The 16,069-nt window shown below is 47.2% G+C and carries 10 protein-coding genes; all 10 read right to left on the bottom strand.

The genetic code is table 11. The features are described 5' to 3' along the window. Positions 1-100: 100 nt before the first annotated feature. The 10 genes from fucP to glmS all read right to left on the bottom strand — a co-directional run bounded on the left by fucP (position 101) and on the right by glmS (position 15,433). Complete coding sequence (gene fucP / locus K6V21_RS18565) at positions 101-1,438, bottom strand: L-fucose:H+ symporter permease (protein ID WP_224319499.1); 1,338 nt, start codon at positions 1,436-1,438, stop codon at positions 101-103. 23 nt (positions 1,439-1,461) lie between these two features. Further along, positions 1,462-1,851 carry an L-rhamnose mutarotase gene (locus K6V21_RS18560; RefSeq protein WP_224319498.1) on the bottom strand — a complete coding sequence of 130 codons (390 nt, stop codon included), beginning with the start codon at positions 1,849-1,851 and terminating at the stop codon, positions 1,462-1,464. A gap of 106 nt (positions 1,852-1,957) precedes the next feature. Further along, the gene (locus tag K6V21_RS18555; RefSeq protein WP_217713222.1) at positions 1,958-3,343 is read right to left on the bottom strand and encodes a rhamnulokinase; all 1,386 of its coding nucleotides are present in this window, start codon (positions 3,341-3,343) and stop codon (positions 1,958-1,960) included. Continuing rightward, positions 3,343-3,981: a class II aldolase/adducin family protein gene (locus K6V21_RS18550; protein WP_007214317.1), complete on the bottom strand. Its 639-nt coding sequence runs from the start codon at positions 3,979-3,981 to the stop codon at positions 3,343-3,345. Before K6V21_RS18550 ends, K6V21_RS18555 begins: the two co-directional genes overlap by 1 nt. A gap of 84 nt (positions 3,982-4,065) precedes the next feature. Further along, positions 4,066-5,838 carry an L-fucose isomerase gene (gene fucI / locus K6V21_RS18545; protein WP_022393551.1) on the bottom strand — a complete coding sequence of 591 codons (1,773 nt, stop codon included), beginning with the start codon at positions 5,836-5,838 and terminating at the stop codon, positions 4,066-4,068. 71 nt (positions 5,839-5,909) lie between these two features. Further along, positions 5,910-6,890, bottom strand: a complete 981-nt coding sequence (locus K6V21_RS18540; RefSeq protein WP_224319497.1) for a winged helix-turn-helix domain-containing protein — start codon at positions 6,888-6,890, stop codon at positions 5,910-5,912. A 187-nt stretch (positions 6,891-7,077) separates the two neighbouring features. Next, entirely contained in the window at positions 7,078-10,311 is a 3,234-nt protein-coding gene (gene carB / locus K6V21_RS18535) for a carbamoyl-phosphate synthase (glutamine-hydrolyzing) large subunit (protein WP_217713156.1), read from the bottom strand. Between the two features lie 84 nt (positions 10,312-10,395). Continuing rightward, positions 10,396-11,547, bottom strand: a complete 1,152-nt coding sequence (gene carA, locus K6V21_RS18530) for a glutamine-hydrolyzing carbamoyl-phosphate synthase small subunit (RefSeq protein WP_224319496.1) — start codon at positions 11,545-11,547, stop codon at positions 10,396-10,398. A gap of 130 nt (positions 11,548-11,677) precedes the next feature. After that, on the bottom strand, positions 11,678-13,561 hold the full coding sequence (locus tag K6V21_RS18525) for an amidophosphoribosyltransferase (RefSeq protein ID WP_224319495.1): 1,884 nt from the start codon (positions 13,559-13,561) through the stop codon (positions 11,678-11,680). Between the two features lie 27 nt (positions 13,562-13,588). Continuing rightward, on the bottom strand, positions 13,589-15,433 hold the full coding sequence (glmS, locus tag K6V21_RS18520; protein WP_217713159.1) for a glutamine--fructose-6-phosphate transaminase (isomerizing): 1,845 nt from the start codon (positions 15,431-15,433) through the stop codon (positions 13,589-13,591). Between the last annotated feature and the right edge of the window lie 636 nt (positions 15,434-16,069).

Here is a 16,069-nt window from a genome sequence, read left to right as displayed (position 1 = left end):
GTTTCCATCAGGCTATGCTGACGGATTGGGAGAGCAGGGCTATTAATCTTTACCCTGCAAAGGTAAATAAATTTTCAGAGCGGCAAAGCGGAAATCGTCTTTATTCCGGGATGGAGGCATTTCTTTTCTCCCTGCCATACGACCGGTGCCCGTAAATCACAATTACCACGAAGCAGATGAACGGAAGGATGAACGACAGGTTCACGGCAGGCATGCCCAGCAATGTACCACAGTCTATGATGCTTGCCTGAAGCGGCGGCAATACCGAACCTCCCAGAATCGCCATAATCAATCCTGCGGCACCGAACTTGGCATCATCGCCCAATCCCTGTAAAGCTATACCGTAAATCGTGGGGAACATCAGAGACATACAGGCTGATACCCCTACGAGACAATACATTCCCCAGATATTCTGGAAACCAATCACCCCGGCCGTAAACACACAAGCCACAATAGCCAGTACTTTCAGCAACAGTCCCGGACTGAGATATCTCAGGATAAACGTACAGATGAAACGGCTGGCACAGAAAATAATCATAGCCACAATGTTATATTGCTGTGAAAGCACTTCCGCGGCTTTCTCTTCCATCCCTTCCGACATGAAATAGCGCGTACCATATTGAATGATAAATGTCCAGCACATAATCTGCGCACCTACATAGAAGAACTGTGCGATCACTCCTTCGCGGTAATGGTGTATACCGAATATACGTTTCAATGTAGGCAGGAAGTTGATGTTATGAGACTGGTCGCCATTCTTCGGCATCTTCACCATACGGATCACAATCAGCATAGCCAAAATGACAAGCCCGATAATCAGATAAGGCGCAATCAGTACCATCAGGTCCGAATCACGTACCGCAGCAAATTCTGTATCCGAAAGCTGGCTACGCTCCATCGTATCCATCGGGTTCAAGCGATTCTGGATAAAGTTCATCGCCACGTACATACCTAATAACGAGCCCATCGGATTGAAAGACTGTGCAAGGTTCAGGCGGCGGGTGGATGTAGCTTCATCGCCCATAGAAAGGATATAGGGATTACAACTGGTCTCCAGAAACGAGAGTCCGCATGTCAGTATAAAGTAGGCTATAAGGAAGGGATAGTAATTGCCCGTCAGCATGGCGGGATAGAACAGGAATGCACCGATAGCATACAATCCCAGTCCCAGCAGTACCCCTGCTTTATATGAAAAGCGACGGATAAAAATAGCTGCGGGGAATGCCATGGCAAAATATCCGCCATAGAAAGCCACCTGCACCAGTGCCCCGTCGGTAACACTCATACGGAAAATCTTGGAAAAGGCTTTCACCATCGGATTCGTGATATCGTTGGCAAAGCCCCACAAGGCAAAGCAACTGGTGATAAGAATGAACGGAATGAGGTAGCTTACTCCGTCTTTACTGATAATGCTGTTTTTCTTAGTGTTGTTCTTCATGGTAGTTATTTCTTTGGCTGGGATTAGTCATAAAGGTGGAAAATACGCTCCATCGGCTGCCATTTCTCGGCAGCGGTAGAACCGGGTTTCACAAGCTGGAAGATGGCCATATAGTCTTCCCATTCCTGTTGTCGGGGCAAGGAAGCGAGGCGCTCCATAGCTGCATCCCAGTCAAACCCTACAGGCACTTCGACTATCATAAACAGGCGGGTGTCCAAAAGATATATTTCCATTTCCAGAATACCGGCTTCACGGATACCGGCAGGTATTTCGGGCCAGATATCCCCTTGGCTATGCCGGCGGCGGTATTCGGCTATCAACTGCGGATCGTCACGGAGTTCCAGTGTCCGGCAGATACGCTCCACTGGCTGGTGATGCTCTTTGGCAGGATAACGTTTGATTGATGTGTCCATAGTAAATCAATATTGAAACGCAAATAAACACAGATTTTAGCAGATTAAAAAGTGATACGATAATTATCTACGCAAAGCAGTGTTTATCTGCGTTCCGGCTAAGTTATTAAATAAATTCTTTGATTTCTTCACGGCTGCCGATCTCTCCTTTGGCAATGGCTTGCACCAGGATATTACCGATAGCGGTTGCCTCTACAGGTCCGGCATAGACGGGAATACCCAAAGCCTCGGCTGTCAGGCGGTTCAGCAGTGAATTACGGCATCCGCCACCGATGATATTGAGCTGTTCTACCGGAGCGGGAAGCAAGCGGTTCAGTTGGTCTATTCCTTGCTTATAGCGCAGGGCGAGTGATTGGAGCACACAACGCACTACCTCACCGTAAGTTTCCGGTATAGGATGCCCGTGCGCTTCACAATACTCCGCAATGGCATCTTCCATATCCACAGGGTTCTGGAATATCTTATCATCTACGTCAATGACGGATGGAATATCCGCAGATTCGGCGGCAGAAAGTAAGAAATCGTACCCACATCGCTCTCCTCTTTCTTTCCATTGTGCTATAAGACGTTGCAAGATCCAAAGCCCGGTGATATTCTGAAGAAAACGAATCTTACCGCCTACCCCGCCCTCATTGGTAAAACCGGCGCGGCAAGCTTCTTCCGTGAGAATAGGCTCATCCACTTCAACACCCAGCAGAGACCACGTACCGGAACTGAGGAAAGCACAACGGGATTTATCCACCTGTGTCGAAGGAATCGCATAAACAGCGCTTGCCGTATCGTGCGAACCGACAGCTATGACATCCACTTCATCCGTCAGACCAATTTCTTCTGCAATCTCCCGTTTCAGTTTGCCACGTACCGTACCGGGCATCACAATGTCTCCGAAGAGATGTGCAGGTACTCCCAAGCGATGGATGAGTGGCTGATTCCAAGTCCGGCTACGTGCATCAAGCAGTTCGGAGGTGGATGCAATGCAGTATTCATTATTTGCCACCCCTGTGAGGAAGTAACTGAAAAGATCGGGCATAAACAGAAGACGGTCTGCAACTTCCAATTGCGTATCACCGCTTTTCTTCATGCTGTAAAGCTGGAAAAGTGTATTGATGGACATCACTTGTATGCCGGCTTCGGAATAATGCCGAACAAGGTTGTCACCGAAAAACTCTTCCGGCAAACCATCCGTTCGGGGATCACGATAACACACAGGATTTCCCAGCAAATTACCGTTACGGTCTATCAATCCAAAGTCCACGCCCCAGGTATCAATGCCAATGCTCCTGACAGGATATCCCTTGCGCACCGCTTGCCGGAGTCCGTTCTTCATCTCATCAAACAGAGCCAGAAAATCCCAGTACACATGATTTCCCATCCGCACCTGGCGGTTTGGAAAGCGGTACACCTCTTCCAGTTTCAGCGTACCCTGGCAGATGGAACCGGCCATAACACGACCGCTTCCACCTCCAAAATCGACTGCCAGATAGGTATTCATCATTTAGTCTTCTTTCCTAAAATGTATGTTTCAAGATCATCGATTTCTTCAGGAGTAAGTACTGTGTAGTCTCCTCCGGACTGGATCATGATGCGGCATGCCATTTCAAAGAACATAGCGCGTTCAAAAGCCTGGTCGAAGTCCTTACCACACACCACCTGCCCATGTTTCAGCAAGAGGACGGAATTATGATCTTTCAGAGCATCAATCACTCCCTGGGCCAATTCTTTCGATCCCGGACGATAATAAGGAACTACCGGAATCTCACTTCCCACATGGCAGGGAATCTCCGCTGTTACGTTGAAGTTCGTAGGACGATTCTTCATACACGCCACAGCCGTGGCATAGTGTGACTGGAAATGCAGAACTACATTCACATCAGGACGCTCACGAAGCACTCCCAGATGGAAACCGCTTTCCATAGAGGGTTTCACTCCATTCAGTACTTCTCCTGTAGAAAGGCGGCAGACAGCTACTTTTTCTTTAGGCAGAGAAGGTACCCATGAGCCTGTTCCGGAAAGCAGGACTTCGTCACCAATGCGCCAGGAGATATTGCCGCTACTGCATATTGTCAATCCGGCATCTCCTACCCGATGCGCCTGGGCAATGAATTGTTCTATGTGTTCGTTTGTTATCATATATTTTTGTTATTTATGTGAATCAGGAGTTGAGTTCGGTTCATTATTATAGGGATATGAATGAATTTTAACTCCTGATTCCCATTATTTATAGATAGGTCCGTACGTTGTGCAAGCTCTGTAATCAGCTCCTTCCTTATCCATACCGAATGCATTCCAGGCAGCAGGACGGAATATCTTCTTCTCATCCACATTGTGCATGCAAACCGGGATGCGGAGCATGGAAGCCAGCGTAATCAAATCCTGACCGATGTGTCCGTAACTGATAGCACCGTGGTTGGCTCCCCAGTTATTCATTACCGAGTACACATCTTCAAATGCCGGTTTATCGCAAAGACGGGGCACAAACCAAGTAGTAGGCCAGGTACGGTCTGTACGTTCATCCAGCAGTTTGTGAACTTCCGGATCAATCTCTACCGTCCATCCCTCAGCAATCTGAAGCACAGGGCCAAGGCCTTTTACCAGATTCAGACGGGTCATAGTTACAGGCATTCCACCCTTTGACAGGAAGTTGGAAGAGAAACCACCTCCACGGAAATAATCACGGTTAGCGGGATACCAGGTGGTAGCTTCAAGACATTTCTCCATTTCAGCCTCGGAAATTTCCCAATGAGGTTTCATGACAGGTTCACCCTGTGCATTTGTTTGCTGGCCTGTACCGTCCAGAGTGGTAGCACCGGAGTTAATCAGATGGATAATGCCATTAGCTGCCAAACCGGTCAATTCTTTACCCGTAACACGTTTCACTGCTTCAGGACTCCAATATGTACGCACGTCAGAGAATATCTGTGCACGGTTTGTCAGCAAATGGCCGAAGAGCATGGCTACGCCGTTGCAGGCATCATTTTCAGTAGCTACTACGTATGCTTCACGGATACCGTTCCAGTCAAAAGAAGTATTCAGCAGAGCTTCGGAGTAGTCACCATTCGGATAAAAATCCGTCCACTGGCGTTGTCCCTGGAAACCGGCGGCAATGGCATTGTGTCCAAGTGCCTCTTCCTTGAATCCCATTTCGCGAAGTTTCGGATTACCTTGTATCAGGTCGCGCATGATAAGAGTCATCTTCACAATAAACTCCCAATCTTCGTCTTTTTGCTCACGGGTCTTGGTCTTTGCGGGGATATTGAAATCCTTGCCCTCATTTTTCTTGCAATACTTTTCTGTCCATGCCATCGCTTTAGCAAACTCTTCTTTATCATAGATACCTTCAGTCATGCGACGGATAATTTCAGTCAGGTCTACAGATTCGCAACGGATACCCAGATATTCCTGGAAGAAATCCGGGTTTACAATAGAACCGGCAATACCCATGGATACGCTACCCATCGACAAATAAGATTTTCCGCGCATGGTTGCTACTGCCTGTGCGGCACGTGCAAAACGAAGCAGTTTTTCTGCAACGTCGGCAGGAATGGAATTGTCATCCAGATCCTGCACATCACGTCCGTAAATGCCAAAAGCAGGTAATCCTTTTTGTGCATGTCCTGCCAATACAGCTGCCAGATATACAGCTCCTGGACGTTCCGTACCGTTAAATCCCCAAACAGCTTTCGGATAATACGGATTCATGTCCATAGTCTCGGCACCGTAGCACCAGCAAGAGGTCACTGTGATAGTAGAACCCACGCCTTCGCGTTCAAACTTCTCGGCACAAGCCGCGCTTTCGGCTACGCGACCGATGGTACTGTCTGAAATCACACACTCCACCGGACTTCCGTCACCATTCTTCAAGTTACTGGTGATCAACTCGGCTACTGCTTTAGCCAGATTCATTGTCTTTTCTTCAAGGCTTTCACGTACGCCACCCTGGCGGCCGTCGATAGTGGGACGAATCCCGATTTTCGGATACTTTTTCATGCTATCATTATATTTGGTTAATAAAATATCATCTATGCTGAACTGTGCTGAAATCAGTTTGTAAAAAAAGGCTATAAAGAGCCTCTTAAATTTACTTCAGTCGGCAGACAAACCTGTATGGGTTTGCCACTCAAGATGAAATCTGCCGTCAGGATTCCCATCTTTTGCCAATCAACACTCATCACTGTTATTCCCTTATCAATCACTTCATAAGCCGGCGTATCATTATAGGCTATCAAGCCGAAATCAACGCCACACGTCAAACCTGCCGCACGGCTCTTCTTCACAATCTCCACCACATCCACCTGACGGATGGCAATATAGGCTTCACCGGAATGCACTTCCCTGTCATCCAAAGTCTCTATTATCTCACATTCCAATTGATGATCTACACAATACTTCCTGAAATAATCGCACGTCTCCTTGGGATGCTTACTTTCCCGTGCCAGAAACAGGATAAGCTTGCGATAGTTCTGCAACCTATCTGACAATTGAGCCATAGCCGCGTAAAAGGCTTCACCGAAGTCCTGACAGATGTATGAATATTCCCGCTTATCAAACTGCCCGAAATCAAGAAGCAACAGGCGGGAAGAGTCTATCTTATAGAGATAAGGAGAAATCTTTTCATTATCGAAGTTCATTACCACGTACTTATTATAACGGCCAATGGAATCGCGAAGAATAGCATTGAACAATGCTTCGTTATACTGATGAAACCACAGGTCCACCTTGTAGCGCGTGGAAAGGCGACGGATGATGCTGTTATATAGCGTATCTTTAAAAGGTGAATATTCATCGAGCAGCAGCAGGATATTTTTCTGGCGGTTCACCACATAGTAACCTTTACCAGGAGTAGAGTCGATAATCCCCCGCTCCTTCAGATCAATAAAAGCTTTAAAAACCGTGTCGCGGGAAACTTTATAATCGTGGCTCAACTGATTGATGGAAGGCAGGGCGGTATCCGTCTTGTAACGTCCCATGGAAATGTCCTGGCTGATCAAATCGGCCAGTTGTTTTACCTTCGTCGTTTGTTGCCCGAAAATTGTTTTCATATTGCGCATACAGGTTTAATCAAAGTAAGGATGACGCAGCCCACTGTGCTGAACTGTGCTGGTGCAAAGAAAGATTATTTATTCTGAATCAGCAAGAAATAGAGATATGTTTTGCAGCATATAAAAAGCAAAAGCCCCGTTACATTTTTGCAATGCAACGGGGCGCTATCACTTTGTTATACAGAGATTATTTATACTCCGCCCACGATTTAATTGCCAGATCATCCAGCGTCATCGTACAGAAAGCATTGATGAAAGCACTTGCCAGGCGGGCATTCGTAATCAGCGGAACATTCAGGTCGATAGCGGCACGACGAATCTTATATCCGTTACTCAACTCACCCGCAGTGAGGTTCTTCGGAATATTCACCACCATGTCGATCTCCTTTTTGTGCAGCATATCCAACGCTTGCGGCTGTTGGTTAGTCTCACTGGGCCAATACACCTGCGTATTCTCCACCCCATTCTCCGTAAGGAACTTACTGGTACCTCCCGTTGCAAAGAGCTTATACCCTTTTTGCTGAAGCAGACGGGCAGCGGAAAGCATTTCCACTTTCTGTTTCGGTGTACCGGTAGAAAGCAGGATATTCTTCTTCGGTATGCGGTAACCTACAGAAAGCATAGCCTTCAGCACGGCACAGGACGTATCACTTCCGATACAACCGACCTCACCTGTAGATGCCATATCCACACCCAACACCGGGTCGGCCTTTTGCAAGCGATTGAAAGAGAACTGGCTGGCCTTGATGCCTACATAATCCAGTTCAAAGAGATTCTTATTCGGCTTTTCTACCGGAAGCCCTAACATCACCTTCGTAGCCAGTTCGATAAGATTAATCTTCAGCACCTTGCTGACGAACGGGAAACTACGGGATGCACGCAGGTTACACTCAATCACCTTGATGTCATTCTCACGGGCCAGATACTGGATATTGAACGGACCGGAGATATTCAGTTCGCGTGCAATCTCACGACTGATACGCTTAATGCGGCGTACCGTCTCCACATAAAGCTTCTGCGGCGGAAATTGAATCGTAGCATCCCCCGAATGCACCCCGGCAAACTCAATATGTTCAGAGATAGCGTATGCCACAATTTCTCCATTCTGTGCCACCGCATCCATCTCCACCTCCTTGGCATGTTCGATGAACTGGCTGACAACCACCGGATGCTTCTTCGATACATTGGCCGCAAGTTGCAAGAAGCGTTCCAATTCTTCCTGATTGGAACAAACGTTCATTGCAGCACCTGAAAGCACGTATGACGGACGCACAAGTACCGGGAAACCCACTTCTTCCACAAACTCGTTGATGTCGTCCATGCTCGTAAGCTCGCGCCAGCGAGGCTGGTCTACGCCGATACGGTCCAGCATGGCAGAGAACTTCTCACGGTCTTCGGCGTTGTCAATGCTTTTGGCGGAAGTACCGAGTATAGGCACCTTCTGCGCATCCAGACGCAGGGCAAGGTTATTCGGTATCTGACCACCGGTAGAAACAATCACCCCGTGCGGATTTTCCAGTTCAAGGATATCCATTACCCGTTCGAAGGTAAGTTCGTCGAAGTAGAGGCGGTCGCACATGTCATAGTCCGTAGATACGGTTTCGGGATTATAGTTGATCATAACGCTGCGATACCCCTCTTTACGGATGGTATTCAGTGCCTGCACACCACACCAGTCAAATTCTACAGAAGAACCGATACGGTACGCACCGGAACCAAGTACAACGATGGATTTACGGTCACCGAGGTAATGAACATCATTAGAGATGCCACTATACGTCAGATACAGGTAATTAGTCTGTGCAGGATATTCGGCAGCAAGAGTGTCTATTTGCTTCACCACAGGGACAATGCCGACACTCTTACGATGATTGCGCACATAGAGGATACCGTCTTCCATGTCTCCTTCATAACCGATGGCACGGGCTATCTGAAAATCGGAGAAACCTTGTACCTTGGCTTTTTTCAGCAATTCCAAAGGCAGATCGGCTATCTGTTTGTGGTTCTTGCTCCACTGCTTCAACTCTTTGCTGGTGTTCATGATGTTCATCAGCTTCTCCAGGAACCACTTATCGATCTTCGTCAGTTCGTGCACCTGATCAACGGTATATCCGGCACGGAAAGCTTTGGATATGACAAAAATACGCTTGTCCGTCGGTTCACGGAGCGCCTTGTCTATATCAGAGATAACAAGTTCCTTATTTTCCACGAAACCATGCATCCCCTGTCCTATCATACGCAGACCTTTCTGAATGGCTTCTTCAAAAGTACGGCCGATAGCCATCACTTCGCCTACTGACTTCATGCTGGAACCCAGTTCCTTGTCTACACCATGGAACTTACCCAAGTCCCAACGGGGTATTTTGCAGACCACATAATCCAATGCAGGTTCAAAGAAAGCACTTGTGGTTTTTGTCACAGAATTCTTCAGGTCGAATAATCCGTATCCAAGACCGAGTTTTGCAGCAACGAAAGCAAGCGGATAACCCGTAGCTTTGGAAGCCAGAGCGGAAGAACGGCTCAACCGGGCATTTACCTCAATCACTCTATAATCTTCACTTTCAGGATCGTATGCATACTGTACATTACATTCTCCTACAATACCGATGTGGCGAATGATACGGATAGCAAGTTCGCGCAGCTTATGATAATCGGAGTTACTGAGCGTCTGAGACGGAGCGATAACGATGGACTCTCCCGTATGGATGCCCAGCGGGTCAAAATTCTCCATGTTGCAGACGGTGATACAGTTGTCAAAACGGTCGCGCACCACCTCATACTCCACTTCTTTCCATCCACGCAAGGATTTTTCCACAAGCACCTGCGGGGAGAAGGAGAAAGCTTTCTCAACCAACACATCCAGTTCTTCTTCATTGTCACAGAAGCCGGAACCCAGTCCACCAAGCGCGTATGCAGCGCGGACAATCACCGGATAACCCAATTCGGCAGCAGCACGACGGGCATCAATAGCATTTTCTACGGCTTCGCTCTTAATAGTCTTTACATTGATTTCATTCAGCTTATGCACGAAAATCTCACGGTCTTCCGTATCTATAATAGCTTGTACGGGGGTACCGAGAACTTTTACACCATATTTCTCAAAAACTCCGTCTTTGTAGAGGGCAACACCGCAGTTCAGTGCCGTTTGTCCACCAAAGGCAAGCATAACACCATCCGGACGTTCTTTTTCGATGACTTTCTCTACAAAATAAGGAGTGACAGGCAGGAAGTAAATCTGATCGGCAACGCCTTCCGAAGTCTGCACGGTAGCGATGTTCGGGTTGATAAGAACGGTGTAGATACCTTCTTCTTTCAAAGCTTTGAGTGCCTGGCTGCCGGAGTAGTCGAACTCACCTGCCTCACCGATTTTCAATGCACCGGAACCGAGTAGCAGGACTTTCTTTATATTGTTTTCTTTCACGTCAATAATTATTAATTACTAATTACAAATTACTTTCAAAAATCACAAATGACTAATTACCCATTACAAACAAGTAATTTGTAATCAGTAATTTGTAATTAACTTCACGAACTCATCAAACAAAAACTCCGTATCCGTCGGTCCGCTGGCAGCTTCCGGATGGAATTGTGCAGAGAACCAGGGATTCCGTTTATGTCTGATCCCCTCATTAGACCCGTCGTTCATATTGATGAACAGCGGTTCCCAGTCTTCCGTCAACGTATTGTTGTCCACTGCATAACCATGATTCTGCGAAGTAATGAAGCAACGCTCCGTGCCCACCATACGCACCGGCTGGTTATGGCTGCGATGACCATATTTCAACTTGTATATCTTTGCTCCTCCTGCCTTGCCCAGCAACTGATTTCCCATGCAGATACCGAAGATAGGCAATTTTTCATTCTTCATTGCCCGGCGGATATTCTGCACCGCAGCATCACAGGTATCCGGATCACCCGGGCCATTACTGATGAAAAGTCCGTCGAACTCCAGTTCATTATAATCATAATCCCAAGGCACACGGATGACTTCCACATCACGCTTCAGCAGACAGCGAAGAATATTGCTCTTCACTCCACAATCCACAAGCACCACTTTTTTCAATGAAGAATGAGGAATGAAGAATGAAGAATTAGCTGCGCTGCGGGTAGCGTTGCCATCGGGGAAGTAGTGAATTATCTCTTTGCAGCTTACTTTGTCTACATAGTTTACGCCCTCGTAAACAGCGGATAGTGCAGGCAATTCTTCATTCTTAGTTCTTAATTCTTCATTAAATACGATGCGCCCCATCATCACGCCATGTTCGCGGAGCACCTTTGTCAGCTCACGCGTATCGATACCTGTGATGCCCGGCACCTGTTCGCGCTTCAGCCAATCAGCAAGGCTTTCCACAGCGTTCCAATGGCTAAAGTCCTCACTATAATCACTTACAATGATGGCTTCCGCATGGATACGTTCGCTTTCCATAAAGGTAGCCAGCCCATTCGGTTCGATAGTGAAAGGCGGCACACCATAATTGCCCACCAACGGATAAGTGAGCGTCATCAACTGTCCGGCATACGAGGGGTCAGTCAAGCTCTCGGGATATCCCGTCATAGCTGTGTTGAAAACCACCTCTCCCGCTACCGGCTTTTCGTAGCCAAACGACTTGCCGTGGAAGCGGCTCCCGTCGTCGAGGATAAGAGTTACATTTCTCATATTTGTTATAAAAGTTACTTAGTTACGAGCTACAAGCTACGAGCTACAAGTGGCTGCGCTGTATCTATCTGCAAACTATCATACCGCATGGCACTCGTAGCTTGTAGCTCGTAGCTTGTAGCTAATGCTGTCAGAATTGATACACTTGTTCTATATAGTCAATAAAGGCATTATTCAGCATCTTCACCCCGCCCGGCGTAGGATAATCACCGCTGAAATACCAGTCTCCCCGATGATTTGGACAAGCCTCATGCAGCCCCTCCAACGGTTGGTATACGATTTCCACCTTCGCCTTTGTTCCGGCAGGTGTCAGCAGTTCCACCATCTTGGCGGAGATTTCCTCGTCAGTGAAAGGTGCATAGATATCCTTCACATAGTTCACCATTTGCTCCTTCGGCAATCCTACCTGGTCTTTCGATTTGCGGTAGGCAGCGGCTATCACATCTTTCATATCCCGGTCTTTCAGCAACTCGATGGCCGCTTTGAAAGCAATGAATTCACTCATCTTTGCCATGTCGATGCCGTAATAATCGGGATAACGCACCTGCGGGGAAGAAGAAACAATCACAATCTTCTTGGGGCCCAGGCGGTCAAGAATACCAATGATACTCTGTTTCAGAGTGGTTCCGCGTACAATGGAGTCGTCGATAATGACAAGATTGTCCACACCCGGCACCAGACTGCCATAAGTGATATCATACACGTGCGCAGCCAAGTCATTGCGGCTGTTTCCTTCTGCAATAAACGTGCGCAGTTTGATGTCCTTGATGGCTACCTTTTCGCTACGGATACGGCGGGAAAGTATCTGTTCCAGCTCCTCCAGATTGGGGCTATGTCCCAGGGAAGCGATCTGTTGCACTTTTTCTTCATTCAGATAATCATCCAGTCCCTGCAACATGCCGTAGAAAGCAACTTCCGCTGTATTCGGAATGAAGGAAAACACGGTGTGGTCAAGGTCTTTATTGATGGCTTTCAAGATGTTAGGTATCAGTTTCTCACCCAATAGTTTACGTTCCCTGTAAATATCCACATCACTGCCTCGTGAGAAATAAATACGTTCGAAAGAACAGGGTTTCACCTCGCGCACTTTATTGATTTGGGTGGTGCGCAGCTTGCCTGTCTTGTTAATCAGCAAGGCTTGTCCGGGCATCAATTCCTTAATGCTGGCTGCCGGCACATTGAAAGCGGTTTGTATCACAGGGCGTTCGCTGGCAAGCACCGCCACTTCATCATCCTGATACCAGAATGCGGGGCGGATTCCCCACGGGTCGCGCACGGCAAACGATTCACCGCTTCCCGTCAGTCCGCATATCACATAGCCTCCGTCCCACTCCTTGCTCGAAGTACGCAGCACGTTTGCCAGGTCCATATGATCTTCTATATAGTGAGTCACGCCCATGCCTGTCAATCCTTCCGCTTCGGCAAGATTGAAGAGGCGCTCCACTTCACGGTCGAGACGGTGCCCCACTTGTTCCAGCATGATGTACGTATCAGCATACTTCCGCGGATGCTGGCCGATAGCAGTGATACGTGCAAAGATCTCATCCACGTTCGTCATGTTGAAATTGCCGCAAAGAGCAAGGTTCTTAGCCCGCCAGTTGTTACGCCTCAGGAAAGGGTGCACATAGGAAATGCCGCTCTTTCCGGTAGTGGAATAGCGCAAGTGCCCCATGTAAGCCTCGCCCGCAAAAGGGAGGTATTTCTTAGCGTAATCCGCATCATGAAGCTGTTCTTTTGTCAGATCCTTAAAGTTGCTCTGCACCGTACCGAATATCTCGGTAATGGCGCCCGAACCGAGTGCACGCTCACGGAACATATACTCCTCACCGGGATTTGCTTCCAGCTTTACGCAAGCCAAACCGGCGCCTTCTTGTCCGCGGTTGTGCTGTTTCTCCATCAGAAGATAGAGTTTGTTCAAACCGTACATCCATGTGCCGTACTTCTGTTCATAGTATTCCAGAGGTTTCAGCAGGCGTATCATGGCAACGCCACATTCATGCTTCAGTTCTTCCATCCGATTGTTATATTGTTTATAGGTCCACTATTCTACCGTCACCGATTTCGCCAGATTCCTCGGCTGATCCACATCCATCCCCTTGCATACTGCGATATGATACGCCAGTAACTGCAACGGTACCGTAGTAATCAACGGGTCAAGGCACTCAATTGTTTCCGGTAACTCGATACAAGTATCGGCAATCTTGCTGATAACCGTATCCCCTTTTGTCACCAAGGCGATCACTTTGCCCTTACGCGCCTTGATTTCCTGTATATTGCTCAATACTTTCTCATAAAGCCCGTTCTGTGTAGCAATCACTACCACCGGCATTTCAGCATCTACCAGTGCGATAGGCCCGTGCTTCATTTCAGCAGCCGGATAACCCTCGGCATGGATATAAGAGATTTCTTTCAGCTTCAACGCACCTTCCAGGGCTACGGGATACGAATATCCGCGTCCCAGATAGATAAAGTTATGCGCATACGTGAAAATCTTGGAAAGCTCTGCAATGCTGCCGTTCAGCTTCAGCACTTCTTTCATCTTATCAGGAATGCGGTTCAGCTCTTGCACAATGGCAAGGAATTGCCCCTCATCTATCGTATTCTTTTCTTTGGCAAGCGTCAGCGCCAGCATGGTGAGCACTGTCACCTGCCCCGTAAACGCTTTGGTGGAAGCCACTCCGATTTCAGGGCCTACGTGGATATAAGAACCCGTATGCGTAGCCCTCGGAATAGACGAACCAATCGCATTACAGATGCCATAGATAAATGCCCCACGGCTCCGCGCCAGTTCCACAGCTGCCAGTGTATCCGCCGTCTCGCCACTTTGCGAAATCGCAATCACCACATCCTTACTGTCTATCACCGGATCACGGTAACGGAATTCCGAAGCATACTCCACTTCCACCGGAATGCGGCAAAGACTTTCTATCAGATGTTTTCCGATAAGCGCCGCATGCCAGGAAGTACCGCACGCCACGATGATGAAACGTTTGGCTACCAACAGGCGGTCTTTGTTATCAATCACTGCGGAAAGCACCACATTTGTACTTTCTACATTGATACGTCCACGCATACAGTCATGAATGCAATCGGGCTGCTCAAAAATCTCTTTCAGCATGAAGTGCGGATAACCACCCTTTTCCAACTGCCCCAGATTCAGCGCCACCGTCTTCACTTCGTGCGGACATTCCACATTTTTCAGGTTCACCACCTTCAGTTTCTCTCCGCGGTGGATGACGGCGATCTCTTCATCTTCCAAATATACGACTTTATCTGTATATTCCACAATCGGCGTAGCATCCGAAGCCAGGAAAAACTCATCTTCACCGATACCTACCACCAACGGACTACTCTTGCGGGCTGCAATAATCTCATCCGGATTGTCCTTATCCAGCACGGCAATGGCATAAGCACCGATTACTTCACGCAACGCTAATTGCACAGCAGTCAGCAAATCTGTATTTTTGGATTTCTGGATGAATTCTATCAGTTGCACCAGTACTTCAGTGTCCGTACTGCTTTTGAATGAATAGCCTTTGGCCTGAAGTTTTTCTTTAAGGACGGCGTAGTTTTCGATGATGCCGTTGTGGATGAGAGCGAGATGTTCGGAAGAGGAATAATGAGGATGGGCGTTAGCGGAGCAAGGTTCCCCGTGCGTAGCCCAACGGGTATGGGCAATTCCGATGTTACCGGAAATATCTTTTTGAGTAACGAAAGTTTCCAGTTCCGAAACCTTGCCTTTCGTTTTGTAAACGTTCAACTGTCGGTTATCACTGATTAATGCTACCCCTGCACTATCATATCCGCGATACTCTAATCGCTTCAATCCTTTGATAAGAATGGGGTAGGCTTTCTTTTGACCAATATAGCCTACTATTCCACACATACTAATTAATATTTGATTTTTACGTTGCAAAGATACAAAATATCCGGAACATAAAGTTAATGTTTCTCCTATTTATTTATCAAAAGAATAGAAAAAAGATGTTTTTACGTCAAAAAGTTAAAGAAATCAAACTTATCAAAGCAAAAGGTATAAATTAACAAAATCAAAGCAAGCAGTAGAATTTTAGTTTTATATTGAAAGAATATCTCCTTTTTTGATTGTAATCTGACAAGAAGGGGAACTGCTTTAAATACCTCCATATTGCCAAATTGCCATATTGCCACATTGCCAAATTCATAAGGCTTGGCAACAGATTCATAGTTAAAAGAAGTAATTTCTTTATTTTCAAGCTAAGTGATAAATAAGAAATATCTGTTGATGGATTACCCTATAAAATAATTAAGGAGTAATGAGGTGATTGCTACTTTACCACCCATCCCCAATAAACTTCAGCAAAGCAATAACTGTTGCAACAAGATTTCATATCAGCAAGTATCCTGATATTATCCGGACCGTATGATCTCCGTACCTGCTCCGTGTCTGCTCCGTACCTGCTCCGTAGTTACTCCGTAGCTATAGGAATAGAGTTACTACGGAGATAGTACGGAGATGGTACGGAGCAGACACGGAGATCAT

The organism is Bacteroides cellulosilyticus (genome assembly GCF_020091405.1).
In the GTDB taxonomy this organism is placed as follows: domain Bacteria; phylum Bacteroidota; class Bacteroidia; order Bacteroidales; family Bacteroidaceae; genus Bacteroides.
This window is presented reverse-complemented; position numbering and strand designations above follow the sequence as displayed.